Genomic DNA, 24,303 nt, shown 5'->3' with positions numbered 1-24,303 from the left:
TGCGCCCCGGCAAGATTAGAGAGATTCGTTCAGCCAGCTATCAAACGGCGCTTTCGGCACTGCGCCATTAAGCATGTCGACAATCTGACCATTCTTGAAAATCATAATCGTCGGAATACTGCGAATGCCAAAGCGGCTGCTTAATTCGCGTTCAGCTTCGGTATTCACTTTTACAAAGCGCACTTTGCCACTACGCTCTTGCGCAACATCTTCAAAAATAGGGGCAAAGTTACGGCAAGGCCCGCACCACGGCGCCCAGAAGTCGATCACCACTGGCAGATCGTCTTTCAGCAATTTGTCCAGCGTTTCACCGGTCGCATTAATCACCTCTCCGTCAAACAGGTCGTGACCGCAACGTCCACATTTTGCCGCATCTTCGATCCGATCGTCGGGAATGCGATTGATGGCCTGACAATGGGTACAAACGGTATTCATAACTAACCTCGGGATGAGTAAGGAGACTTATCGGCAACGATGCCGGTATGTTTCTAATATGTTACATATTATCGAGAGCATTGTTCCAGACAACAATCTGTTTTATTCAATAGGTATGATAGTCGCAGGCTTTGAAACGAAATCATGGCGAACCGCGCGCACTTCGGGTAATCTGCGCGCTTCGCGCAGCGCTGGTGGAGAAAAGCATGAACGATGAAATGAAAAGCAAAAGCGGCAAGGTCAAAGTGATGTATGTCCGCAGTGATGATGATTCTGATAAACGTACCCATAACCCGCGTACCGGGAAAGGGGGCGGGCGTCCAGGAAAATCTCGTGCCGACGGTGGCCGTCGCCCCGCCCGCGATGACAAACAGAATCCGTTCCGTGACCGTAAGCGTGAAGAGTCGCCGTGGCGCACTATTTCCCGCGCACCGGGCGATGAAATGCCGGAGAAGGCCGATCACGGTGGCATCAGTGGTAAAAGTTTTATCGACCCGGAAGTGTTGCGTCGCCAACGTGCGGAAGAAACCCGCGTCTACGGCGAAAACGCGTGCCAGGCATTATTCCAGAGCCGTCCAGAGGCGATTGTTCGTGCGTGGTTTATCCAGAGCGTAACGCCGCGTTTTAAAGAAGCATTGCGCTGGATGGCGGCAAACCGCAAAGCGTACCATGTTGTGGATGAAGCAGAACTGACAAAAGCATCAGGTACGGAGCATCATGGCGGCGTTTGCTTCCTGATCAAAAAGCGTAATGGCACAACCGTGCGTCAGTGGGTAAGCCAGGCAGGCGCGCAGGATTGTGTACTGGCGCTGGAAAACGAATCTAACCCGCATAACCTGGGCGGCATGATGCGTAGTTGCGCACACTTTGGCGTGAAAGGCGTTGTGGTGCAGGATGCGGCGTTGCTGGAATCGGGAGCGGCAATCCGTACCGCCGAAGGCGGCGCAGAGCATGTTCAGCCGATTACTGGCGACAACATTGTTAACGTGCTGGATGATTTCCGTCAGGCGGGCTACACCGTGGTGACCACTTCCAGCGAGCAAGGTAAACCGCTGTTCAAAACCACTCTGCCAGAGAAAATGGTGCTGGTACTGGGGCAGGAATATGAAGGGCTATCGGATGCTGCACGTGACCCGAATGATGTACGGGTAAATATTGATGGTACAGGCAACGTTGCCGGGCTGAATATCTCTGTCGCAACCGGCGTTTTGCTTGCCGAATGGTGGCGGCAGAATAAAGCCTGATCGTAATCCCGCATACCTGAAGCCGGGTATGCGGGCTGGTCATTTTGTGAATTTTCCTGCACGAAAGTTGTATGTGGTTTAATACGTGAGTTTCCATAAACCGTGCTGGTTACACCAGCAGTAGGCTGTAAATCCTCTTTTGCAGTTAAATTTGCATTTACTTCCTTTGCAGATCCGGCGGTCGCAATAAACGTAGGCATCTTTTTCCGCCAGTGCGAATGTAGCCTCTGGTATATCGCCTGGCTGCAGAAATTTAAATTGCCCTCCCTGAAAGGTATAGATATAGATCCATGCCAGGTGATGCTCTTCTGTCATTGAATGTGGAGGCATTCCTGTACAGACAGAAAGGGTATTTGATTCAAATCCTCCTGATATTGTCATTTGTGGTCGATGTTCTTTAGCTAACGGTGTATCTGTATCGGTATTTTTCGCATGTAATATTTCCATTGTTTCGCTACAGCAACGGTGTTGCATTTCGTTATTATTGTTGCCTGGCTGAATGAAAAACTGTCCGCAGTGTGAGCAGTGATAAAAAACAGGTTCGCGCTGAATAAATGCCGGTTTCGTACTATTTTTGATTCGGGTAGATACTTTAAAAAAGGACGGTACTCTTTCTGAATGGTCATTATTTAACACCGTCAATTTCCTCTTGTTCTGTCATTGCATTATTGTCCATGGATGAAGGCGTCTGGTTTTTTACGATAACCTGACACCGTTTTTTGCAATACAGCGCCAGCGTGCCGATTAGCAAAGGTAATGGCAGAAACATGAATACTTCGTTAAATGTCCATCCTGCCGCCAGCATGGCAGAACCGACGCCCGCGCTGGTTATCGCGCCCAGTCGACCAACTCCGGTAGCCCAACTGACACCTGTTGCTCTTATCGATGTCGGATAAAAATGTGCGGCCAGGGCGTAGCAACCAGGACTGATACCATTGATGGTGTATCCCAGTAATAACACCATGACACAAAGTAGCGGCATGGACGGCGTATATAGCCCCAAAATGAGCGCACAGCACGCGCCGCCCAGTAATGTCAGGATGATGGCACAGTGCTGCCCCCAGCGATCCATTTCAATACCGATGCAAAAATTCCCCATCATGCCGCCAACCTGAAAGACAGAACCGATAATAACAGCCTGGGATAACGTTAATCCGGCGTCTTTAATCATCAGTGGCAGCCAACCAGAGAGGAGATAAACACAGAACAATCCGCCAAACAGAGTGAGCCACAGTGAAAAAGTTCCCAATGTATAGGGGGAACTCAGTAGTGATTTTGCTGTATTGGCGTGGTTTTTCTCCGGCTCTGTCGTAAAAAAAGAGCAGTGCTCGTTGGCTATGCCGGGAATGAACTTATTCAGTAGCCGCATCAATTTATTTTTATTTTGTGGCGACTGAACAAGGAAAAGCATTGATTCGGGAAGATAGCGTAACAATATCAGCGCTAACAATAACGGTAATATACCACCGATAATTAATACCGAACGCCAACTGCTGGTTTCCAGTAATTGTTGACTTAACAGGCCGCCAAGGGCTGCTCCAGTATTAAAACCACAATGTATAACCGTTGAGAGTCGAGAACGGTATTTTCCCGGAGCATATTCTGCGACCAGTGTGGTGATATTAGGCATAGCAGCGCCCAGACCCAATCCGGTAATAAATCGAAAAAATGTCAGACTGTATAAATCCCATGACCAGGCGGATAATAAACTGCAAATACCAAAAAATATTACCGAAGCGATAATGATTTTTCTGCGCCCATACCGATCGGCTAACGGACCAGAAATCAGCGATCCGCCAGCCAGACCTAATAAGCCGCTCATCATCACCGGGCCGAGCATATGACGGGAGATTTGCCAATCGTCCACAATCGCCGGAGCGATAAAACCGATGGCAGTAACATCAAAGCCATCAATACCTAATACCAGAAAACCCAAAAATACAATTAACCATTGTCGATGACTGATCGGGTATGTATCTAAAATAGTGCTAATATCAATTTTTCCCTGAATTAACATAAATCCTCCGTCTGCTGTGAACATTGTTTTCACCATCCGGGGCGAATTGACTGCAGGAAGAAATTAACCTAAACGGAATTCAACTCCGAACGAACTCTTGGGATATCGCCATTTCTCTAACATCGTGTTTTCGCATAACATCCGCCATGCGCTTTATCTCATGCGGTCAGCGTAATCAAAATAAATATTGCCAGCCTTATCCTGGCAATATAAAACAGATAGTCCAGGATAGCGGCTTTCGTCTTAACGTTTTAATAGTGCTGTTAATTTCGGTACAACTTTGTAAATATCGCCAATAAGTCCATAGTCAGCGTACTGAAAAATTGGCGCGTTTTTATCTTTATTCACGGCGATAATCGTTTTAGCGCCATTGCCGCCAACCATATGTTGTATCTGCCCGGAAATTCCTAACGCAAGATAAATATCAGATTTTAACAGGATGCCGGAAACGCCAATATAGCGTTCGCGGGCCATCCAGTGTTCGCCTTCCGCAATCGGTCGGGAGCAACCTATTTCAGCATCAAGTGCTGATGCCAGCTCCCGGATCATGTGCAAATCGTCCTTAGTCATCAGGCCCCGACCAATGCCTATCACTCGTCTGGCTTTGCTAAGATCGAGACTGCTGACTGTTTTAGCTTGCCGTTCTTTGCACAGAATTTCATGTTCAGGTTGCACATAGGTAACCTTCGTCAACGGTGGATGTGCTGTTGCCGCAGCCAGCGGCTCATAAATACCACTTGCTATCGTTGCTACTACAATTGACGTGGCGAGCGCTTCCCGTCCGAAAGCTAAGCCTCCATACATTCGATGTTCGGCATACAGCGTGCCATTTTTATATTCCATGGCTATTGCATCATTCACCAGCCCGCTATGCAGCAGCACGCTGAGTTTTGCCGCCAGTGCTTTTCCCCGACGAGTTGCTGCCAGTATAACCAGTGTTTTTTGCTTGCTTTGCACCAGCGTCGCCAGAGTTTCCGCATAGTTTTCGAAGCGTTGCTGATCCGTTTTTCCTTCCAATAGATAGATAGCATCCGCTTGCGCAACCTGTGCGGCGTCCTCTTCATTCCAAATTACGGCATTGACGCGCTCACCAAGCTGGTGCGCTCCGGCAAGCAGATCCGCATAGCGATCGACACTGTTGCTGAATACCCATACGTTACTTATTTTGCTCATTCTTCACTTCTCCGCTGACGTTAGCTCAACGCATTAGTCAGATAATCTCGCAGACGAGCGACTTCTTCCTCGCCATCGCCTTCGATGATGATGTGCTTACGTTCTGTTTGTTGCGGCGCGTAGACGCTGGCTAACGAGATCCCAGGGGGAACTGACGACCAGCCAATATCGCTGGCGCTCCATTGCGTGACGCTTTTTTTCCCTGCGCTCAGAATGGCCTTCATTGATGGAATGCGAGGAACATTGATATCTGAGGTGACGCACAGCACTGCGGGAAACGGAACATCGAGCACTTCAATCTCGTCTTCGAGGAGTCGCTCTACAGTGACGAAACCATCATTAATTTCAATATGACTGACGGCGTTGATTGCCGGAATGTGCAACATTGCACCGACCAACAGCCCCGTTTGTTGGGCATACAAATCGCCAGAGCCTTCACCACAGAGTAATAGGTCGAATTTTATTTTCTGGCTTGCTGCCGCAATGGCGCCGGCTGTGTAGTGGGGTAAAGCTTTCTCCAGTGAGTCGTCACGAACCAGATACAGTGAATCGGGACCGCGTGAGAGGACATCTTTGCGTAGTTTGGCATTATCCAGCGCTTTTGCGCCGACACTCAGCGCCACTACTTCGTCATTATCGCCAGCCAACTGAACAGCCGCTTCGATGGCGTTGAGATCAAATGGGCTGATTTTTTCGCCAGCGTGATCAGTAATCAGCGTTCTGTCAGCACTAATAGCGATGTCTTGCTCTTCAGGCACCAGTTTGTAGCAGGTAATCAATCTCATGGCATATCCCTGTGTTTATCGTACTGTTTCAGGATCTCGCGAGCGGAGATATAAACCATAATTTCGTCAGTGCCTCCGCCAATGCGGTTTACACGTGTATCGCGCCAGAAACGGGAGACTCGACTATCGTCGGTGTAGCCTAGCCCACCCAAAATTTGCATCGCATCGTCAATCACTTCGCAGGCTGATTGCGCACAGTACAATTTGCACATGGGGGCAGAGAGGCGCATCGACAGGTTGTTGTCGCATTCCCATGCGGTGCGATAAACCATATTTTTCATGTTTTGGATTTTGACGGCCATTTGAGTCAACTTGAGTTGAATCATCTGAAACTGGCCAATATTCTTACCGAATTGAATACGTTGATTGGCGTAGCGCGCGGCATCTTCAAATGCACATTCGGCTACGCCCAGAGAATGGGACGCGATAACCAGACGTTCAATTTCAAAGTTTTCCATCATATGGATAAAACCATAGCCTTCGCGACCTACCATGGCGCGCTCTTCCAGTTCCACGTCATCCAGAAAAACTTCGCAGTTACTGACCATATGCCAGCCGACTTTGTGCAGACTATTGAGCTTCACCCCTGGAGAAGTGGGGTCCAGCCACCATAAAGTAAAGCAGCGTTTGGGATCTTCCGGTTCGGGGTTACGTGCCAGCACCAGCATATAAGGGTAATCTTTGGCGCCAGTAATGAATGTTTTTTGCCCATTGAGATAAACTTTGCCGTTTTTCCGGGTATAAGTTGTTGCTATGCGGTTGTTATCCGATCCCGCCTGGGGCTCAGTGAAAGCCAAAGAGTAAGCCGGGATACCTGTCAGACCTGCTTCGGCGGTCTTTTGTAACTGTTCGTCGTTGCCGAATCGCTGCATGTTATGAATGCACTGCCCCTCAGTCATGATATAAGCAGGGGCCCCCATGTGGGCGATTTCCTCCAGTACCAGCACCTGCGTCATCATATCGGTAGGCACCCCCCCAAACTCTTCGGGAATACCTAATAAGCCAATTCCACTTTCTGCTAATGCATTAAAGAATTCGTGCGGGAAAGTTCGAGTCTCATCACATCTTTTAAAATACGCCTCGGGAAAACTGCGGGTAATCAGCTCCCGAATGCTCGCTAAAAGCAATTCCTGTTCTTCGCTCAGACTAAAGTCCATGAAGTCTCCTCATTACTTATTGATAGTGATCTGTCAGGGTGTGGTGTAATAACATTGCCCCGTATGATTGTTATTAGTGATATCAGTAACTCACTCAGCTAAAACATATAGCCTTAATAAATATTCCAATAAACGCCTCATTCGTAATAATAGTTTTACGAATTCTTCGCATATATAGACAGATCTGACCTGATCCTGGATAAAGCGAACATTCATGTCTTTTTGTGATCGATGTTGGTTTTCTTACTCTTTTTTTGTTGCGATTGGTGCTGTTTATTTTGCTGTTGCTAATAAATTTATTTCTGCTTGTTTTCTTAGAGATAGGTTCGATTTGTCCAACTGTTTGTCGGGAATGTCAATGCCAGAATGAGGTAGAGGTTTTTATACTGGTCAACGTTAATTAGTGGAGAAGGATGAAAGAAACAGCCTGGATTAATTTTTACCTACATGTTTATCGTCAGAATTCTTCAAATGGTTCTTAATCATTTAAATGTGAAGTGGGGTTGGTATATGGCGATCTTATCTCAAGAGCAACTGGTAGCACTGAAACAGAAAGTCAGAAAAGTCACAGAAACGGATCTGGAAGAAATTCAGTTGACGGTTGAGCGCACGAATGTGTTCCCTGATGAGTATTATGATGTATGCCGGAAAAATGATTTATTCCGTCTGGCAATTCCAGAAGAATTTGGTGGGCTTGGGCTTAATTGCGAACAATTTTTTTCTGTTATGGAAGAATTTTGCCGAGGTCCTGGCGGTATGCGTATGAACCTCCATCATGCTAATGGTCTGAACTGGCGTATTATGTATGATCATGGCGCAGCTGATCTTCGGGCTAAATGGTTACCGCTACTGGCAAATAAAGATGCATACATTAACTTCGCGCTCACTGAAGCCGACTGTGGCTCCGGTGCGGATATTCGTACGACAGCAGTGAAAAAAGGCGATAAATATATTCTAAACGGCAGTAAAACATTAATTTCGCATACCGATATTTCTGATGGTAGCTATGTTATTGCCGTTACGGACGAAAACAAACGTAAAAAAGGCGGTTTGACCGCTTTTTTCATCGAGACAAATACCCCGGGATACTACATCGATCCAATGCCGCACATGATGGGATGTCGCGGTGCGGGACATGCTTACCTGCGTTTTGAGAACTGCGAAGTTCCGGCGCATAACATCATGGGCAAAGAAGGTGATGGTCTGGATATCTTCATGGATGCGTTAGCGCACTCCAGAGCGATGATTGCGGTTACCTGTCTTGGTATGTCTCAGCGTTTCCTGGAGTTGGCTATCACACGCGCTAAAGATCGTGTGACGTTTGGTAAACCGCTGGTTGCCCGTCAGGCTATCCAGCAGACGCTGGCTGATATGGGAACTCAGGTGCATGCGCTTCGCGTCATGCTACGTGACTGCGCGCAGAAGTTTGACCGTGGGGAAGATATCGAGATGGTCTCCGCAATGTGCAAATTGCACGGTATTGATACGGTTCGTACCGTGTCTGATGGCTGTCTTGAGATCTTTGGCGGTATTGGCTACTTCGAAGATAACCCTTATGGCCCTGTTGAGCGGATGTATCGCGATGCGCGCGCACTTTGGTTTGAAGAGGGACCGCGGACTGTTCAGCGCCTGACGATTGCACGCCCGTTAATTGCCGCTGCTGGCGAAATCCGCTAACCCGGAATAGCTCATGCAAAGAGGAGGGATGCGGGATCCTTACCGTTACGCCCTGCCTGCGATCGCACGTCGCGTGTTATTTCGTGGGTGCGATCATTCTTGTTTTCTCGCGAGAGTGACCTATGAGTAAATCATCCGGGAATAGACGTTGGGGCATTATTGCTCTGCTGATTTTAGATTATTTTGTCATGTTTGTGGCTCGTAGCGGCATGTCCATGTGTGGGCCTGCATTGATGCAGGAGTATGGCTGGACTGCCATTGAATTTGGTTGGGTATCTACGGCATTTTTCATCGGTTATGCAATAACCATGTTACCTGCGGGATTGCTGGCTGACCGATTCGGAGGCGGTATTATTCTGGTAACAGGAACGTTATGGTGGGCGTTATTTACTTTCTTAACACCTTTAGGTTCTACACTTGGGCTGATGATGGTATTGCGTATTTTGGTGGGTATTGGTCAAGGACTACTGGTTCCAGCGAATTTCTCTTTGGCTGCAAGATGGGTTCCCAAAAGTGAATCCGGGAAGGCGACGGGGTTGTTGCAGATTGGCTGCCCGGCGGGAATTGCTTTTGCCATGGTGCTGGCGGCATGGATTATTCAGGCGTGGAGCTGGCAAACTGTTTTCTATATTGTCTCTGTTCCGGGGTTGATATGGTGTTTACTCTGGTGGGGGCTGGGTAATAGTCGCCCACAGACAGACAAACGCATCAGTAAAAGTGAGCTGGATTATATTCAGGCAGGGCAAGTCATTTCAGGCGCGCCATCCTCAGAGCAGAATAATGCGGGAGACCCCGGGCTCAATAAAGCGGATATTCTTTCAACGCCTTCTGTTTGGGCTTGCTCGCTATGTTATTTCTGCACCAATTATCTCTTTTTTCTTTTTATGACCTGGCTACCGACCTATTTTGCGATGGGCAGGAATATCGATCTTAAGCAAAGTGCAATCTATTCAATGTTGCCTTATCTGGTCGCGATTTTTGCTTATCCACTGGGTGGATTAGTTACAGACGCGGCCTGCCGACGGCTTGGACAGAACACAGGACGTAAACTTACGCCAGTACTCGGACTGCTTTTAGCCGGAATGTTTCTAATCCTCGGGACACGAGCTAATAGTCTCTGGAGCGCAGCGACGTTAATTTCCGCGTCAAACTTTTTCCTCTGTTTCACTATGGCGGCGCACTTCTCCATTCCTATTATTTTCTCACAGAAAAATACCGGCATGCTGGTGGGATTAAACGGGGTATTTGGAACCTTCGCGGGTATTCTTTCGCCTGTACTGGCTGGGTGGGTGATTGATGTTTCCGGGCAATATGAATATGCGCTTTATCTTGGGGCCGGGATTGCCATTCTGGGGGCATTTTTCATGTTGTTGGCGCGTATTAAGCCAATAGAAAAGAAAGGTTCGTCTGTCTCCGGGCAGGCTCGGTGAGTGAAGTCATACGCCGGACAGCACGGATATGCATATTGAAGGAGTAGGGATATGAGACCCCTTGAAGGAATAAAAGTTGTTGATTTAACCTCTTTTTTGGCAGCTCCAACCGTCGCTCGCCTCCTTGGCGATTGGGGCGCAGATGTGATTAAAATCGAGCCTCCAACTGGCGATCCTGGACGCACACAGGCTTCTGTTTTCAACATGCCATATGAGGATGATGAAAATCCGGCATTTGATATTTCCAACGCCAATAAACGTTTTTTGTGTCTAAATCTGAAAAAAGAGAGCGCAAAAGCCATCGCGTATCGCATTCTGGCCACCGCTGATGTTGTGGTGACCAGCTATCGAACTAAGGCACTGGAGCGTCTGGGTTTTTCCTGGGAAGAGCTTCATCTACGTTTTCCTCGTTTGATTTTTGCTCAGATTCTGGGTTATGGCGAAAAAGGCCCGGAAAAAGATACCGCCGGATTCGATGCAACGGCATACGTTTGCCGGGGTGGGATTCTTGGCTCTACCAACGAACGTGGAGAAACGCCAATTAACTCGGTGAATGGTTTTGGCGATTTTCAGGCATCGATGTGTCTGGTTTCCGGTATTTGCGCAGCTCTCTATGGGCGCACTATCTCAGGAAAAGGCGATAAGGTTACCGTCAGTCTTCACCATACGGCGTTATTTATGATGAGCATTGCTGTGACCTCTGCGCAGTATGGCAATGTCTATCCTAAGTCTCGCTGCGAAGTTGCTAATCCTTTCAACAACACCTACAAAACCAGTGATGGTCGGTGGATGGTTATTTGTATTCCTGAATACGATCGTTACTTCAACAAATTCATGCAGTTACTTGGGCGCGAGGATTTAATTGATAGCCCTGAATTTTGCCGTATTGCAGATGTTAATCGTTTTGGGCGCAATCGGGACATTATCAATGTTATCAGCGAGCAGGTAGCGAAACGCCCGTTGAGTGAAATGATGCGTCTGTTAAAAGACAATGATTTTGCTCATGAGAAGGGATATACCCCGGATGAAATTTTGCAGGATGAGCAGGCATGGGCGACGGATTGTCTGCGTAACGTTGCATATCCAACCGGGAATCAGCGAGTGTTGGTGACTCCTCCAGTGACAATTCACGGTATGGGGGGCGCGCAGATAAAACCATCCCGCCGACTGGGGCATCACTCACAACAAATCCTTGCTGAATATGGATACACGCCGGACGACATTTACGCTTTTAGTTATGAAGGCGCAGTTATTATCCCGGACTAACTATTGAACCGCCCGGTTTTCCAGAAAATAGATTTTTACACCACGAAGCTGTGGTCTGTGAGAACACGGTTCATGGATGAACCGATTAACTCGCTGCCCACGTAGAGCCAACTTGAAAGATGGCGTGTACATAGCGTGCGTGAGTTGTCGCTGCGTGGTTGACGATAAATAAACCCGGCAGCAGCACTGAATAGTGCAAAGGAGCATTGATGACAGCGACTATCCCTGTTTATTCCTTGTATGGAGAACAATCTGGTTTGGGCTGGGAGAATTTTTTCAATGTTGAACTACTCTCATATCGTTCAAAAGCGCTGAACTGGCGAGCGAGTCCTCATGTTCACGATTCGCTTATTCAGGTGCTTTTTATTCAGCATGGCAATGTGGATGTGTTGATGAATTGCACACGACAAAAAGCTCGTGCTCCGTGCCTGATTCTGGTGCCTGCGCAGACAGTTCATGGCTTTGAGTACACCCCAGATTCAGAAGGTCTGACCATTACAGCTTCGCAACAGCTTTTTGAATTGCTGAGCGGAATTTTGTCTCCGGGGATTCTGAAACTCATGCATACCCCAAGTGTGGTTTCACTGGAGTCTTTTCCTGAAGAGAAAGACATTATATGGGAAATATATTATGCAATGCTGGATGAGTTACGCGTTCCGCTGCTCAACCAAACTGCGATGTGCGCATCATTGTTTATTTCTATATTTGTCCATCTTTCGCGTATGAGCGATCGTTTGAGTCTTGAAAACCAGCAAAGCGACAATACTTCGCGTAAAGCATCGCAGATTCACAAATTTCTGGCGCTTGTTGAAAAAAAGTGTCACCAGCGGCTAACTGTTAATGATTATTCCATGGAAATGGGGATGTCCGCTGGACACCTTTCGCGCTTGTGTCGTTTAATGTTGGGAATGTCCAGCCTGGATGTCATTAATATGCGGGTTATCCAGGAAGCCCAGCGAGAACTGATCTACACCTCAAAAACGATAAAACAATTGGCGGCTTTTCTCGGCTTTAATGATGAAGCTTATTTCACTCGTTTCTTTCACAAGCATACCGGTGTGAGTCCCAGCCAATTTCGCGAGAGGGCTGTGCGACAGATATCGATGGTGGAGGCGTCACCCTGATTGATGAAGGCATCCTTCAGAGCTTGAGGGATGCCTGTCGCGGTATTATTCACTCTCAGCCGGTAGTACAGGCATCCAGTCAATTGGCTTTTCGCCACGTTGTTCCAGCCACTGATTTGCCAGCACAAAATGATTACAGCCAAAGAATCCACGATGTGCTGATAATGGCGATGGATGCGGCGCTTTCAGTACGTGATGGCGCTGCTTATCAATAATTGCTCCTTTCTTCTGGGCGTGTGAACCCCACAGTAAAAACACGACACCTTCTCGATGCTGGTTAATCAGGCTGATGACTTTATCTGTGAACGTTTCCCAGCCGAGGCTGGCGTGGGAATGCGCCTGGCCTGCACGTACCGTCAATACAGTATTAAGCAGAAGAACGCCCTGACGCGCCCAGCTTTCCAGATAGCCATGTGCCGGTCGGGTAAAGCCAGGGATCGTATTTTCCAGTTCTTTATACATATTGAGTAGCGACGGTGGAGTGGCAATGCCGGGACGTACTGAGAACGCCAGGCCATGTGCCTGACCTGGCCCGTGGTAAGGGTCCTGACCAAGAATCACCACTTTGACGTCGCCCAACTCGGTAAAGCGAAAGGCGTTAAACACATCTTTTTGAGGTGGGTAAATAGTTATTCCCGACTGCCGCTCGGCGGCGACGGTTTGAAGTGTATTAAGAAAATAAGGTTGCTGTTTCTCGTCAGCCAGCACGTCATGCCAGGTTAATGGGTTAGCCATCTCGCTCTCCTGCGAACATTCAATCTGCCTAGCTTAACTGCTTCTTTCTACAGAACAAAATTAAGCTCATTTTTTAGACATAATCGAATGCAAAAAAATGTAAATTGGTAAAATCACATACCCGCATAAGTTGATGTAAAACAATAAAATCCATTCTCGATAATGTTTGATGTGTTGTTTTTATTGATTTAAATCAAAGAATCAGGGGTGTTTGAAGAGTATATATACACTCAAGCAACAATGGTTTTACCAATTGGCCGCGACAGGCTGAACGAATCAAATAATTTTGCCGGGGAGGCATCACATGATTACAGGTATCCAGATTACTAAAGCCGCTAACGACGATCTGCTGAACTCTTTCTGGCTGCTGGACAGCGAAAAAGGCGAAGCTCGCTGCATCGTTGCGAAAGCAGGTTTTGCAGAAGATGAAGTGGTTGCAGTAAGCAAACTGGGTGACATTGAGTACCGTGAAGTTCCAGTAGAAGTTAAACCAGAAGTTCGCGTGGAAGGTGGTCAGCACCTGAACGTTAACGTCCTGCGTCGTGAAACCCTGGAAGATGCAGTTAAGCATCCGGAAAAATATCCGCAGCTGACCATTCGTGTATCCGGTTATGCTGTTCGCTTCAACTCTCTGACTCCAGAACAACAGCGCGACGTTATCGCTCGTACCTTTACTGAAAGCCTGTAAGGCTGAAGTAGCAAGTTAATCTCTAAGCGGAAGATGATAGTTCATCTTCCGCTTTTCTTTTTGCCTTTCAATAGAAAATACGTACCGCGCAATAGACCAGCAACAGCGCCAGTACGATATTCAATTGGCGACCATAATGGCGAAAAAGTCGCTGAAACAGATGCCCCGCCAATGCCCAGCAGACATTACCAAACGTGCCAATCATCGCCAGCAAGACACTTACGCCAACGACCCAGCTTAATGCTTGCGTTTGTGGCAGGACAAATGTCGATAGCGCCGTAATGCCGTACAAAATGATTTTGACGTTCACAAACTGCAAAGCAAAGCTGGCCCAAAAACTGATTGGTTTTGCCTGAAGTCCGTCTTCTTTCGTTGGACTGGTGGCAATTTTCCATGCCAGCCAGACAATGTATGCCGCCCCCGCCCAACTTAGCAGACGTACCGCAGCCGGGTCGATCACCGCCAGTGAAAACGAAATCCCCGCGCACAGCAGCATTACAATCAAAAATCCCAGACTCATCCCCGCCAGCACGCGAGTACTCTGGCGAAACCCATGCGATGTGGCGGAGCTAAGCGCCAGAATGTTATTTGGTCCGGGCGTCAGAGCGGTAATCAGGGTGTAGGTCCAAAAAGCACTTAAAAGGGTCGGTGTCACTTGTTATCTCCTCTGTTTTGATAGACAGTACCCGACATGGAAGATTTAAAAAAATGAATGTTTTTACATTCTTGATTCGATAATTTCGATAGGTTTGGGCTTATGGATTTGCGCCGTTTTATTACACTAAAAACTGTGGTTGAAGAGGGATCATTCTTGCGCGCATCGCAAAAATTGTGTTGTACGCAATCGACGGTAACCTTTCATATTCAGCAGCTTGAACAGGAATTTTCGGTCCAGTTATTTGAGAAGATTGGTCGCCGGATGTGCCTTACCCGTGAGGGAAAAAAGCTATTGCCGCATATCTATGAATTAACCCGAGTGATGGAAAACCTTCGCGATGCGGCGAAAAAAGAAGCGGAACCGGACGGCGAACTTCGCGTTGTTTCGGGCGAAACGTTGCTCTCTTACCGAATGCCGCAGGTGCTGCAACGTTTTCGACAACGGGCGCCAAAAGTGCGTTTATCTTTGCAGTCGTTGAACTGTTACGTGATCCGTGATGCATTACTCAATGATGAAGCCGATGTTGGCATCTTTTATCGTGTAGGGAATGATGATGCTCTGAATCGACGAGAGTTGGGCGAACAATCGCTGGTGCTGGTGGCTTCACCACAAATTGCCGATGTCAATTTTACCGAGCCTGGCAGACATAACGCCTGCAGTTTTATTATCAATGAGCCGCAATGTGTTTTCCGGCAAATATTTGAGAGCACGCTGCGCCAACGGCGGATCACGGTAGAAAGCACCATTGAGTTATTAAGTATTGAAAGTATCAAGCGTTGTGTCGCCGCGAACATTGGCGTCAGCTACTTACCGCACTTTGCAGTGGAAAAAGAACTGGCGGGCGGCGAATTAATCGAATTACCTTTTGGCGAACAGTCGCAGACCATTACAGCAATGTGCGCGCACCATGCTGGAAAAGCGGTTAGTCCGTCAATGCAAACTTTTATTCAGTGTGTTGAGGAGTGTTTTTTGCTTGGGTAAAAATAATGCCGGGCTTAAACCCGGCATTATGATTACTCTTCTGCCGTTTGCGGCGGTACGCCTGTTCCGCTTGGTTTGCGGCGTTTACCAATATTTTTGGTATCGCGATGGCGTTTTTTCACCCGCGGCTTCTCTTTAGCCTTTTTCTTCTCGGCACGCTTCGCCAACACTTTCTTCGATGGCTTGCCGCTCTGCTTCTCGCTTGGCGCGCGAGTTTTTGGCCGTAACTCATCAATTACACGAGCTTTAATCGGCTCTTCAATATAGCGGCCTACTTTGCCCAGCAGCAGATGGTCATGAGCTTCAACCAGCGAAATCGCCGTTCCTTTACGACCGGCGCGAGCGGTACGTCCGATGCGGTGTAGATAGGTATCGCCACTGCGCGGCATATCGAAGTTAAATACGTGGCTGACATCAGGAATATCGATACCACGTGCGGCAACGTCAGTCGCAACAAGTACATTTACGCGACCTTCGGTCAGACGCTTGATCGCTTCGTTACGCTTGCCTTGTACCATCTCGCCTTCGAGATAGCAGTTGTTGATACCCGCTTCGCGCAGCCAGTTTGCCAGTTCATGCACCCGCTCACGCTTACGCACAAATACGATTGAGCGAGTTGCTTCCGGCTGTTTTAACAGATGCACCAGCAGCGCGGTTTTATGTTCAAGATCATCAGCGCGGTAATACCACTGATGAATTTTTTTGCGCTCACGGGTGGATGGATTGGCAGAAACTTCCACTGGATCTTCCAGTAGACGTTCAGCAAAATCCTGAATAGCGTCGCCTTCCAGCGTTGCTGAGAAGAGCAGGGTCTGTTTACGCCAGCGGGTTTCGCCAGCAATGTGCTCGATGTCCTGGGCGAAGCCCATATCCAGCATACGGTCCGCTTCGTCGAGGATCAGCGTTTCAACTGCGCGGCAATCGAAGTTTTCTTCTTTTATATATTGCAGAAGGCGGCCTGTCGTAGCGACCACGATATCCTGATTTTCGCTGAACACTTCCGCATGGTTCATATAGGCCACGCCGCCGGTGATAGTGGCGATATCAAGATGCGTATGTTTCGCCAGTTCGCGGGCATGATCGGCCACCTGCATCGCCAGTTCGCGAGTCGGGGTAAGGATTAAAATACGCGGCGGACCGGATTTCTTACGTGGGAAATCGAGCAGGTGCTGCAACGCTGGCAGCAGATACGCCGCCGTTTTACCGGTGCCTGTCGGCGCAGAACCGAGTACATCACGGCCATCGAGCGCAGGCGGAATGGCGGCAGCCTGAATGGCGGTCGGGCGAGTGAAACCTTTATCCTGGAGGGCTTCCAGCAGGCTTTCGTCGAGTTCAAGTTCGGAAAAAGTCGTTACAGTCATGTTCTACCTCTGTGTGGGGCGCTGATTATAGACGTTACGGCTGCAATCTTCATCTGTTTGTATGGATATCGCTTCTCAGGTATTGTTCTCACCCGGTGCTATCGCCATTTTTCCAGCAAGGTTTTATTTACATGTCACAGTCTACATCCGTGCTTCGTCGTAATGGATTTACTTTTAAACAGTTTTTTGTCGCCCACGATCGCTGTGCGATGAAAGTGGGAACGGATGGTATTTTGCTGGGCGCATGGGCTCCGGTTGCTGGCGTAAAGCGCTGTCTTGATATCGGCACCGGTAGCGGGTTGCTGGCGTTGATGCTGGCGCAGCGCACCGACGATAGCGTGATGATTGATGCCGTTGAGCTGGACAGTGAAGCAGCAACTCAGGCGCAGGAAAATGTCGCCCAGTCCCCGTGGGCACATCGTGTTAATGTCCATACGGCAGATATTCAGCAGTGGATATCCCGACAGACCACGCGTTTTGACTTAATTATCAGTAATCCGCCGTATTATCAGCAGGGCGTCGAGTGTGCGACGCCGCAGCGGGAGCAGGCACGCTATACCACTACGCTGGATCACCAGTCGTTACTGAACTGCGCGGCGGAGTGCATGACCGAAGAGGGATTTTTCTGTGTGGTGTTGCCAGAGCAAATTGGTAATGGTTTTACTGAACTGGCATTAAGTATGGGCTGGCATTTACGTTTGCGGACGGATGTGGCGGAAAACGAAGCGCGATTGCCGCATCGGGTGCTGTTGGCATTCTCCCCACAAGCAGGGGAGTTTTTTAGCGATCGCTTAGTGATACGTGGGCCAGACCAGAACTATTCCGAAGCGTACACTGCGCTGACCCAGGCTTTTTATCTGTTTATGTAAAAGTTGCCAGGGGAAAGGATCGACGGACCGGAATGCGTGAGTAGCTCCGGGTAATCCAGCGTAAAATGCAGGCCACGGCTCTCCTTGCGCATCATCGCACAGCGAACAATCAACTCGGCAACCTGTACCAGATTACGCAACTCCAGCAAATTATTTGATACGCGGAAATGGGCGTAATATTCGTCTATTTCTTGTTGCAGCATATTGATCCGCCGCAGAGCGCGTTCCAGGCGCTTGGTTGTGCGCACAATCCCAACGTAATCCCACATAAACAGGCGTAACTCGTGCCAGTTATGTTGAATCACTACCCGTTCGTCAGGGTTCTCAACCCGGCTTTCGTCCCACGGCGGTAGCATACTGACGCCGTGAGCATAAGGCATGCGCCTGGTAATATCTTCCGCCGCCGACCAGCCATAGACCAGACACTCCAGCAAGGAGTTAGAGGCCATGCGGTTAGCACCATGTAAGCCCGTATAACTCACTTCGCCAATGGCATACAGGCCATCAACATCGGTACGCCCATAATCATCCACCATCACGCCGCCACAGGTGTAGTGTGCAGCAGGCACTATCGGTACGGGGTCTTTAGTGAGATTAATACCCAGCCCCAGCAACTTTTCATAAATCATCGGGAAATGGTGGCGAATAAATTCGGCGGGCTTATGACTGATATCAAGGAACATACAATCTGCGCCGAGGCGTTTCATTTCATGGTCAATGGCGCGGGCGACAATATCGCGTGGGGCTAGTTCGCCACGCTCATCAAAATCGGCCATAAACCGCGTGCCGTCCGGGCGTTTCAAATAAGCGCCTTCGCCGCGTAAAGCTTCCGTTAACAGGAAATTGCGTGCCTGCGGATGATACAGCGCGGTAGGGTGAAACTGATTAAATTCGAGATTGGCGACCCGGCAACCAGCACGCCAGGCCATGGCAATACCGTCGCCAGAGGAAATATCTGGATTGGTAGTATATTGATAAACTTTCGATGCGCCGCCAGTTGCCAACACCACCGCTTTTGCATGACAGGTTTCTACAGCTTCTTTATTACGATTCCATACCCATGCACCGACAACCCGTTGTGCTCCCGGCAACCCAATTTTATCGGAAATAATCAGATCGACGGCATTACTACGTTCCAGCACACGAATGTTCGGATGGTTCTGCGCCTTGCTTACCAGCGTGGTTTCTACTTCTTTACCTGTGGCGTCGGCAGCATGGAGAATACGGCGATGGCTGTGACCACCTTCGCGTGTCAGATGGTAGCTTTCTTTGCCATTTGGCTGAATGTGAGTATCAAACAACACCCCCTGATCGATTAACCATTGTACGCAGGAGCGTGCATTGTTGGCGACAAACTCGACTGCATGGCGATCGCAGATTCCGCTACCGGCAATTAATGTATCTTCCACATGCGAGCCGATACTGTCAGTTTCATCAAACACGGCGGCAATTCCGCCCTGAGCATAAAACGTCGAGCCTTCTGTAACCAAACCTTTGCTAAGAACGATAACCCGATGTTTATCCGCCAGACGCAACGCCAGTGAAAGCCCGGCCGCGCCACTACCAATAATCAGCACATCACAAGAATGTTCAGGGAGAGTATTCATTTTGTTTGTTTAATTTACTAAACACAGTTCGGTCAGCATAGCATCATGTTGTGCAAATAAACACCTGCTATTTTAATGCTTGTTACAATGGCTAAACAGAGCGGGCCAGTGCGGAGGAAAAAAGAGAAGTTGCTCGCTGGCGAAGGATTAGGTGATGAAATAAAAAGGCCGTTGGGTTACTCTTCAGGCAGTTAAATGAGCATTTCTACACAGATAATGCGTTGTTCAGATTCTGTAGACTTATAATGATAGATAATGATCCGTCTACAGCATGACAAACAAAAACAGATGCGTTACGGAACTTTACAAAAACGAGACACTCTAACCCTTTGCTTGCTCGAATTGCAGCTAATGGAGTGGCGTTTCGATAGCGCGTGGATATTTGGTTTGGGGAGACTTTACCTCGGATGAGCGAGCAGTTAACGGACCAGGTCCTGGTTGAACGGGTCCAGAAGGGAGATCAGAAAGCCTTTAACTTACTGGTAGTACGCTATCAGCATAAAGTGGCGAGTCTGGTTTCCCGCTATGTGCCGTCGGGTGATGTTCCCGATGTGGTACAAGAAGCTTTTATTAAAGCCTATCGTGCGCTGGATTCATTCCGGGGAGATAGCGCTTTTTATACATGGTTGTATCGGATTGCTGTTAATACAGCAAAAAATTACCTGGTTGCTCAGGGGCGTCGTCCACCTTCCAGTGATGTGGATGCCATTGAAGCAGAAAACTTCGAAAGTGGCGGCGCGCTGAAAGAAATTTCGAACCCTGAGAACTTAATGTTGTCAGAAGAACTGAGACAGATAGTTTTCCGAACTATTGAGTCCCTCCCGGAAGATTTACGCATGGCAATAACCTTGCGGGAGCTGGATGGCCTGAGCTATGAAGAGATAGCCGCTATCATGGATTGTCCGGTAGGTACGGTGCGTTCACGTATCTTCCGAGCGAGGGAAGCTATTGATAATAAAGTTCAACCGCTTATCAGGCGTTGACGATAGCGGGATACTGGATAAGGGTATTAGGCATGCAGAAAGAACAACTTTCCGCTTTAATGGATGGCGAAACGCTGGATAGTGAGCTGCTTAACGAACTGGCTCATAACCCAGAAATGCAGAAAACCTGGGCAAGCTATCACTTAATCCGTGATTCTATGCGGGGTGATACTCCCGAGGTACTTCATTTCGATATCTCTTCACGCGTGATGGCAGCCATTGAAGAAGAGCCAGTTCGCCGACCAGCGACATTAATCCCGGAGGCCCAGCCTGCTCCACACCAATGGCAGAAAATGCCATTCTGGCAGAAAGTTCGTCCGTGGGCGGCGCAGCTTACCCAAATGGGCGTAGCAGCATGCGTATCGCTTGCAGTTATCGTTGGCGTCCAGCACTATAATGGACAATCTGAAACGTCCCAGCAGCCTGAAACACCGGTATTTAATACACTGCCGATGATGGGTAAAGCCAGTCCGGTAAGCCTGGGAGTACCTTCTGAAGCGACTGCAAACAATGGTCAACAGCAGCAGGTACAGGAGCAGCGTCGTCGCATTAATGCTATGTTGCAGGATTACGAACTGCAACGCCGACTCCACTCCGAACAGCTTCAGTTTGAGCAGGCCCAGACACAGCAAGCTGCTGTCCAGGTGCCAGGAATTCAAACTTTAGGAACGCAATCGCAGTAATGAAGCAACTTTGGTTTGCCATGTCATTAGTGACAGGTAGCCTGCTATTCTCTGCTAACGCCTCGGCGACACCCGCGTCCGGGGCGTTATTACAGCAGATGAATCTGGCCAGCCAGTCACTGAATTACGAGCTGTCATTCATCAGCATCAATAAACAAGGTGTTGAGTCTCTGCGTTATCGACATGCACGCCTCGATAACCGTCCTCTTGCGCAACTGCTGCAAATGGATGGCCCGCGCCGGGAAGTGGTACAGCGCGGCAATGAAATCAGCTACTTTGAGCCGGGCCTTGAACCGTTCACGCTTAATGGCGATTACATTGTTGATTCTCTGCCATCGCTCATCTATACCGATTTCAAACGCCTTTCTCCTTACTACGATTTTATCTCTGTAGGGCGTACCCGTATTGCTGACCGCTTATGTGAGGTAATTCGCGTAGTCGCTCGTGATGGCACACGCTACAGCTACATCGTGTGGATGGATACCGAATCGAAATTACCGATGCGGGTTGATCTCCTTGATCGCGATGGTGAAACGCTGGAGCAATTTCGCGTGATTGCTTTTAACATCAATCAGGATATCAGCAGCAGTATGCAGACGCTGGCGAAGGCTAATTTGCCGCCGCTGCTTTCTGTTCCTGTAGGTGAAAAAGCCAAATTCAACTGGACTCCAGCCTGGTTGCCGCAGGGCTTTAGCGAAGTCTCCAGTAGCCGACGCCCGTTACCGACGATGGATAACATGCCCATCGAATCGCGTCTCTATTCCGATGGATTATTCAGCTTCTCGGTAAACGTTAACCGCGCTACGCCATCGAGCACCGATCAGATGTTGCGCACCGGACGCAGAACCGTCAGCACCAGTGTGCGCGATAACGCGGAAATCACCATCGTCGGTGAACTGCCGCCGCAAACCGCGAAACGCATTGCCGAGAATATTAAGTTCGGGGCGGCACAATGATCAAAGAGTGGGCAACTGTCGTCTCCTGGCAAAATGGACAGGCGCTGGTCAGTTGTGATGTTAAATCCTCATGCAGCAGTTGCGCTTCCCGCACAGGTTGCGGTAGCCGAGTGTTGAATAAACTTGGGCCGCAAACGACTCACACTATCGTCGTGCCCTGTGATGAACCGCTGGTGCCGGGGCAAAAAGTCGAACTTGGAATCGCTGAAGGCAGCCTGCTAAGCTCTGCATTGCTGGTTTATATGTCGCCGCTGGTGGGATTATTCCTTGTCGCTTCGCTATTTCAGCTACTCTTTGCTTCAGATATTGCAGCCTTATGCGGTGCGATCCTCGGCGGCGTTGGCGGGTTCCTGATTGCGCGCGGCTACTCACGTAAGTTTGCTGCGCGAACAGAATGGCAACCGATCATTTTAAACGTGGCATTGCCGCCCGGCCTTGTGCGATTTGAAACATCTTCGGAAGACGCGAGCCAGTGATTTCACTGGCTTTGTTTTATTTTGCATAACAAATGCGAGGACGTTTCCAGATACCACAATCCATACGGCATGAACATTTCCTCGCCTCAATGTTGTAGTGTAGAATGCGGCGTTTCTATTAATACAGACGTTAAGCTCAGAACAGCGACTTTTAAAAGCCTGGTTAGCCGGGCGTTAAGGCACAATAATCATACTTTATGAAGAATATACGTAACTTTTCGATCATTGCTCACATTGACCACGGTAAATCGACGCTGTCTGACCGTATTATCCAGATCTGCGGTGGCCTGTCTGACCGTGAAATGGAGGCGCAGGTTCTCGATTCCATGGATCTTGAGCGTGAGCGTGGCATTACTATCAAAGCGCAGAGCGTGACGCTGGACTATAAAGCGTCCGATGGCGAAACCTATCAACTTAACTTTATCGACACTCCGGGTCATGTCGACTTCTCTTATGAAGTTTCTCGCTCGTTGGCTGCCTGTGAAGGGGCATTGCTGGTGGTTGATGCCGGGCAGGGGGTTGAAGCGCAAACCCTGGCGAACTGTTATACCGCGATGGAAATGGATCTCGAAGTGGTGCCGGTACTGAACAAGATTGACTTACCGGCAGCAGATCCTGAGCGCGTGGCGGAAGAGATTGAAGATATTGTCGGTATCGACGCCACCGATGCTGTACGTTGTTCCGCGAAAACTGGTGTAGGCGTGCAGGACGTTCTCGAACGTCTGGTACGCGATATTCCGCCGCCGGAAGGCGATCCAGAAGGTCCGTTGCAGGCGCTGATTATCGACTCCTGGTTCGACAACTACCTGGGGGTTGTTTCACTTATCCGTATTAAAAACGGCACCCTGCGTAAGGGTGACAAAGTGAAAGTTATGAGCACCGGGCAGACCTATAACGCCGACCGCCTGGGGATCTTCACGCCGAAACAGGTTGATCGTACTGAACTGAAATGCGGTGAAGTCGGTTGGCTGGTGTGTGCAATCAAAGACATCCACGGCGCTCCAGTAGGCGATACCTTAACGCTGGCGCGTAATCCGGCAGAAAAGGCGCTGCCTGGCTTTAAGAAAGTCAAACCGCAGGTATATGCCGGCCTGTTCCCGGTAAGCTCCGACGACTATGAAGCCTTCCGCGACGCACTGGGCAAACTGAGTCTGAACGATGCCTCGCTGTTCTACGAACCAGAAAGTTCGAGTGCGCTGGGCTTTGGCTTCCGCTGTGGCTTCCTCGGTCTGCTGCACATGGAGATCATCCAGGAGCGTCTGGAGCGTGAGTACGATCTGGACCTGATTACCACGGCGCCGACCGTAGTGTATGAAGTTGAAACTACGGCAAAAGAAGTTATCTACGTCGACAGCCCATCTAAGCTGCCAGCGGTAAATAACATCTATGAACTGCGCGAACCGATTGCGGAATGCCACATGCTGCTGCCGCAGGCATATCTCGGTAACGTTATTACGCTATGCGTAGAAAAACGTGGCGTACAGACCAACATGGTTTACCACGGTAATCAGGTGGCGCTGACGTACGAGATCCCGATGGCGGAAGTGGTGCTCGACTTCTTCGATCGCCTGAAGTCCACTTCGCGTGGCTATGCGTCTCTGGATTATAACTTCAAACGCTTCCAGGCGTCTGACATGGTGCGTGTTGACGTATTAATCAACGGTGAACGTGTTGATGCGCTGGCGTTGATCACCCACCGTGATAATTCACAAAACCGCGGTCGCGAGCTGGTGGAGAAGATGAAAGATCTGATCCCGCGTCAGCAGTTTGATATCGCTATTCAGGCCGCGATTGGTACGCACATTATTGCGCGTTCTACCGTTAAACAGTTGCGTAAAAACGTACTGGCTAAATGTTATGGCGGTGATATCAGCCGTAAGAAAAAGCTGTTGCAGAAGCAGAAAGAAGGTAAGAAACGTATGAAGCAGATCGGTAACGTCGAACTGCCGCAGGAAGCGTTCCTCGCCATTCTGCACGTCGGCAAAGACAACAAATAAC

The 24,303-nt window shown here is 49.0% G+C and carries 24 protein-coding genes; 14 read left to right on the top strand and 10 right to left on the bottom strand.

The genetic code is table 11. The annotated features are described in order from the left end of the window. Positions 1-15: 15 nt before the first annotated feature. A complete protein-coding gene (gene trxC, locus PS053_RS08180) occupies positions 16-435 on the bottom strand; it encodes a thioredoxin TrxC (protein ID WP_001098724.1) in 420 nt (139 codons plus the stop codon). Positions 436-641: 206 nt separating this feature from the next. Between trxC and PS053_RS08175 the strand changes: the two genes are divergently transcribed. Then, positions 642-1,679 carry a tRNA/rRNA methyltransferase gene (locus tag PS053_RS08175; RefSeq protein WP_044709878.1) on the top strand — a complete coding sequence of 346 codons (1,038 nt, stop codon included), beginning with the start codon at positions 642-644 and terminating at the stop codon, positions 1,677-1,679. A 78-nt stretch (positions 1,680-1,757) separates the two neighbouring features. Here PS053_RS08175 and PS053_RS08170 read toward each other — a convergent pair whose 3' ends face one another. From PS053_RS08170 to PS053_RS08150, 5 genes are all read right to left on the bottom strand, one after another. Next, the gene (locus PS053_RS08170) at positions 1,758-2,315 is read right to left on the bottom strand and encodes a desulfoferrodoxin family protein (protein ID WP_002461524.1); all 558 of its coding nucleotides are present in this window, start codon (positions 2,313-2,315) and stop codon (positions 1,758-1,760) included. Continuing rightward, positions 2,305-3,720: an MFS transporter gene (locus PS053_RS08165; RefSeq protein WP_233945680.1), complete on the bottom strand. Its 1,416-nt coding sequence runs from the start codon at positions 3,718-3,720 to the stop codon at positions 2,305-2,307. Before PS053_RS08165 ends, PS053_RS08170 begins: the two co-directional genes overlap by 11 nt. 219 nt (positions 3,721-3,939) lie before the next feature. Next, complete coding sequence (locus tag PS053_RS08160) at positions 3,940-4,869, bottom strand: FAD-binding protein (RefSeq protein ID WP_273774862.1); 930 nt, start codon at positions 4,867-4,869, stop codon at positions 3,940-3,942. Between the two features lie 20 nt (positions 4,870-4,889). Then, positions 4,890-5,654, bottom strand: coding sequence for an electron transfer flavoprotein (locus tag PS053_RS08155; protein ID WP_001237163.1), 765 nt, complete (start codon positions 5,652-5,654; stop codon positions 4,890-4,892). Next, complete coding sequence (locus tag PS053_RS08150) at positions 5,651-6,811, bottom strand: acyl-CoA dehydrogenase (protein ID WP_044716032.1); 1,161 nt, start codon at positions 6,809-6,811, stop codon at positions 5,651-5,653. Before PS053_RS08150 ends, PS053_RS08155 begins: the two co-directional genes overlap by 4 nt. 510 nt (positions 6,812-7,321) lie before the next feature. Between PS053_RS08150 and PS053_RS08145 the strand changes: the two genes are divergently transcribed. The 4 genes from PS053_RS08145 (at position 7,322) to PS053_RS08130 (ending at position 12,308) form a co-directional block, all read left to right on the top strand. Then, positions 7,322-8,488 carry an acyl-CoA dehydrogenase family protein gene (locus tag PS053_RS08145; protein ID WP_010342840.1) on the top strand — a complete coding sequence of 389 codons (1,167 nt, stop codon included), beginning with the start codon at positions 7,322-7,324 and terminating at the stop codon, positions 8,486-8,488. A gap of 122 nt (positions 8,489-8,610) precedes the next feature. Beyond that, on the top strand, positions 8,611-9,918 hold the full coding sequence (locus PS053_RS08140; RefSeq protein ID WP_054412335.1) for an MFS transporter: 1,308 nt from the start codon (positions 8,611-8,613) through the stop codon (positions 9,916-9,918). A gap of 51 nt (positions 9,919-9,969) precedes the next feature. Then, complete coding sequence (locus PS053_RS08135; protein ID WP_001247569.1) at positions 9,970-11,184, top strand: CaiB/BaiF CoA transferase family protein; 1,215 nt, start codon at positions 9,970-9,972, stop codon at positions 11,182-11,184. A gap of 209 nt (positions 11,185-11,393) precedes the next feature. Next, the gene (locus tag PS053_RS08130) at positions 11,394-12,308 is read left to right on the top strand and encodes a helix-turn-helix domain-containing protein (RefSeq protein WP_000127388.1); all 915 of its coding nucleotides are present in this window, start codon (positions 11,394-11,396) and stop codon (positions 12,306-12,308) included. Between the two features lie 45 nt (positions 12,309-12,353). Here the strand turns inward: PS053_RS08130 and ung are convergent, their stop codons facing one another. Beyond that, a complete protein-coding gene (gene ung / locus PS053_RS08125; protein WP_000013025.1) occupies positions 12,354-13,043 on the bottom strand; it encodes a uracil-DNA glycosylase in 690 nt (229 codons plus the stop codon). Positions 13,044-13,347: 304 nt separating this feature from the next. On the opposite strand from ung, the gene grcA reads away from it, so the two are divergent. After that, entirely contained in the window at positions 13,348-13,731 is a 384-nt protein-coding gene (gene grcA, locus PS053_RS08120) for an autonomous glycyl radical cofactor GrcA (RefSeq protein WP_000627804.1), read from the top strand. Between the two features lie 67 nt (positions 13,732-13,798). Here the strand turns inward: grcA and eamB are convergent, their stop codons facing one another. Further along, positions 13,799-14,386, bottom strand: coding sequence for a cysteine/O-acetylserine transporter (gene eamB / locus PS053_RS08115; protein ID WP_025238551.1), 588 nt, complete (start codon positions 14,384-14,386; stop codon positions 13,799-13,801). A gap of 102 nt (positions 14,387-14,488) precedes the next feature. On the opposite strand from eamB, the gene PS053_RS08110 reads away from it, so the two are divergent. Next, positions 14,489-15,370 (top strand): LysR family transcriptional regulator, encoded by an 882-nt coding sequence (locus PS053_RS08110; protein ID WP_256879209.1) that lies wholly within the window; start codon positions 14,489-14,491, stop codon positions 15,368-15,370. A gap of 32 nt (positions 15,371-15,402) precedes the next feature. Here the strand turns inward: PS053_RS08110 and srmB are convergent, their stop codons facing one another. Further along, entirely contained in the window at positions 15,403-16,731 is a 1,329-nt protein-coding gene (gene srmB, locus PS053_RS08105) for an ATP-dependent RNA helicase SrmB (RefSeq protein WP_161538805.1), read from the bottom strand. A gap of 131 nt (positions 16,732-16,862) precedes the next feature. On the opposite strand from srmB, the gene trmN reads away from it, so the two are divergent. Then, on the top strand, positions 16,863-17,600 hold the full coding sequence (gene trmN, locus PS053_RS08100) for a tRNA(1)(Val) (adenine(37)-N(6))-methyltransferase TrmN (RefSeq protein WP_010318577.1): 738 nt from the start codon (positions 16,863-16,865) through the stop codon (positions 17,598-17,600). Here the strand turns inward: trmN and nadB are convergent. Further along, the gene (nadB, locus tag PS053_RS08095) at positions 17,585-19,207 is read right to left on the bottom strand and encodes an L-aspartate oxidase (RefSeq protein WP_059255860.1); all 1,623 of its coding nucleotides are present in this window, start codon (positions 19,205-19,207) and stop codon (positions 17,585-17,587) included. The genes trmN and nadB overlap by 16 nt on opposite strands. A 255-nt stretch (positions 19,208-19,462) precedes the next feature. Here nadB and rseD point away from each other — a divergent pair, with 255 nt between their 5' ends. The 6 genes from rseD (at position 19,463) to lepA (ending at position 24,302) form a co-directional block, all read left to right on the top strand. Next, positions 19,463-19,618, top strand: a complete 156-nt coding sequence (gene rseD / locus PS053_RS08090) for a rpoE leader peptide RseD (protein WP_010342848.1) — start codon at positions 19,463-19,465, stop codon at positions 19,616-19,618. Next, a complete protein-coding gene (gene rpoE, locus PS053_RS08085; protein WP_001295364.1) occupies positions 19,615-20,190 on the top strand; it encodes an RNA polymerase sigma factor RpoE in 576 nt (191 codons plus the stop codon). Before rseD ends, rpoE begins: the two co-directional genes overlap by 4 nt. Positions 20,191-20,222: 32 nt before the next feature. Then, positions 20,223-20,873: an anti-sigma-E factor RseA gene (gene rseA, locus PS053_RS08080; RefSeq protein WP_001168444.1), complete on the top strand. Its 651-nt coding sequence runs from the start codon at positions 20,223-20,225 to the stop codon at positions 20,871-20,873. After that, positions 20,873-21,829 (top strand): sigma-E factor regulatory protein RseB, encoded by a 957-nt coding sequence (gene rseB, locus PS053_RS08075; RefSeq protein WP_000812039.1) that lies wholly within the window; start codon positions 20,873-20,875, stop codon positions 21,827-21,829. Before rseA ends, rseB begins: the two co-directional genes overlap by 1 nt. Then, a complete protein-coding gene (gene rseC / locus PS053_RS08070) occupies positions 21,826-22,305 on the top strand; it encodes a SoxR-reducing system protein RseC (RefSeq protein WP_059270953.1) in 480 nt (159 codons plus the stop codon). The genes rseB and rseC overlap by 4 nt, the downstream gene beginning before the upstream one ends. Before the next feature lie 197 nt (positions 22,306-22,502). Further along, complete coding sequence (lepA, locus tag PS053_RS08065) at positions 22,503-24,302, top strand: translation elongation factor 4 (protein WP_000790164.1); 1,800 nt, start codon at positions 22,503-22,505, stop codon at positions 24,300-24,302. Position 24,303: the final 1 nt, after the last annotated feature.

The organism is Escherichia albertii (genome assembly GCF_028622335.1).
GTDB lineage: Bacteria > Pseudomonadota > Gammaproteobacteria > Enterobacterales > Enterobacteriaceae > Escherichia > Escherichia albertii.
The sequence above is the reverse complement of the archived record's forward strand: the minus strand, read 5'-3'. Positions and strand labels throughout refer to the sequence as shown.

Coding starts and splice junctions, on each gene's coding strand:
- trxC (WP_001098724.1), bottom strand. CDS start 435: ATGAATACCGTTTGTACCCATTGTCAGGCCATCAATCGCATTCCCGAC.
- PS053_RS08175 (WP_044709878.1), top strand. CDS start 642: ATGAACGATGAAATGAAAAGCAAAAGCGGCAAGGTCAAAGTGATGTAT.
- PS053_RS08165 (WP_233945680.1), bottom strand. CDS start 3,720: ATGTTCACAGCAGACGGAGGATTTATGTTAATTCAGGGAAAAATTGAT.
- PS053_RS08160 (WP_273774862.1), bottom strand. CDS start 4,869: ATGAGCAAAATAAGTAACGTATGGGTATTCAGCAACAGTGTCGATCGC.
- PS053_RS08155 (WP_001237163.1), bottom strand. CDS start 5,654: ATGAGATTGATTACCTGCTACAAACTGGTGCCTGAAGAGCAAGACATC.
- PS053_RS08150 (WP_044716032.1), bottom strand. CDS start 6,811: ATGGACTTTAGTCTGAGCGAAGAACAGGAATTGCTTTTAGCGAGCATT.
- PS053_RS08145 (WP_010342840.1), top strand. CDS start 7,322: ATGGCGATCTTATCTCAAGAGCAACTGGTAGCACTGAAACAGAAAGTC.
- PS053_RS08140 (WP_054412335.1), top strand. CDS start 8,611: ATGAGTAAATCATCCGGGAATAGACGTTGGGGCATTATTGCTCTGCTG.
- PS053_RS08135 (WP_001247569.1), top strand. CDS start 9,970: ATGAGACCCCTTGAAGGAATAAAAGTTGTTGATTTAACCTCTTTTTTG.
- PS053_RS08130 (WP_000127388.1), top strand. CDS start 11,394: ATGACAGCGACTATCCCTGTTTATTCCTTGTATGGAGAACAATCTGGT.
- ung (WP_000013025.1), bottom strand. CDS start 13,043: ATGGCTAACCCATTAACCTGGCATGACGTGCTGGCTGACGAGAAACAG.
- grcA (WP_000627804.1), top strand. CDS start 13,348: ATGATTACAGGTATCCAGATTACTAAAGCCGCTAACGACGATCTGCTG.
- PS053_RS08110 (WP_256879209.1), top strand. CDS start 14,489: ATGGATTTGCGCCGTTTTATTACACTAAAAACTGTGGTTGAAGAGGGA.
- srmB (WP_161538805.1), bottom strand. CDS start 16,731: ATGACTGTAACGACTTTTTCCGAACTTGAACTCGACGAAAGCCTGCTG.
- trmN (WP_010318577.1), top strand. CDS start 16,863: ATGTCACAGTCTACATCCGTGCTTCGTCGTAATGGATTTACTTTTAAA.
- nadB (WP_059255860.1), bottom strand. CDS start 19,207: ATGAATACTCTCCCTGAACATTCTTGTGATGTGCTGATTATTGGTAGT.
- rseD (WP_010342848.1), top strand. CDS start 19,463: ATGATCCGTCTACAGCATGACAAACAAAAACAGATGCGTTACGGAACT.
- rpoE (WP_001295364.1), top strand. CDS start 19,615: ATGAGCGAGCAGTTAACGGACCAGGTCCTGGTTGAACGGGTCCAGAAG.
- rseA (WP_001168444.1), top strand. CDS start 20,223: ATGCAGAAAGAACAACTTTCCGCTTTAATGGATGGCGAAACGCTGGAT.
- rseB (WP_000812039.1), top strand. CDS start 20,873: ATGAAGCAACTTTGGTTTGCCATGTCATTAGTGACAGGTAGCCTGCTA.
- rseC (WP_059270953.1), top strand. CDS start 21,826: ATGATCAAAGAGTGGGCAACTGTCGTCTCCTGGCAAAATGGACAGGCG.
- lepA (WP_000790164.1), top strand. CDS start 22,503: ATGAAGAATATACGTAACTTTTCGATCATTGCTCACATTGACCACGGT.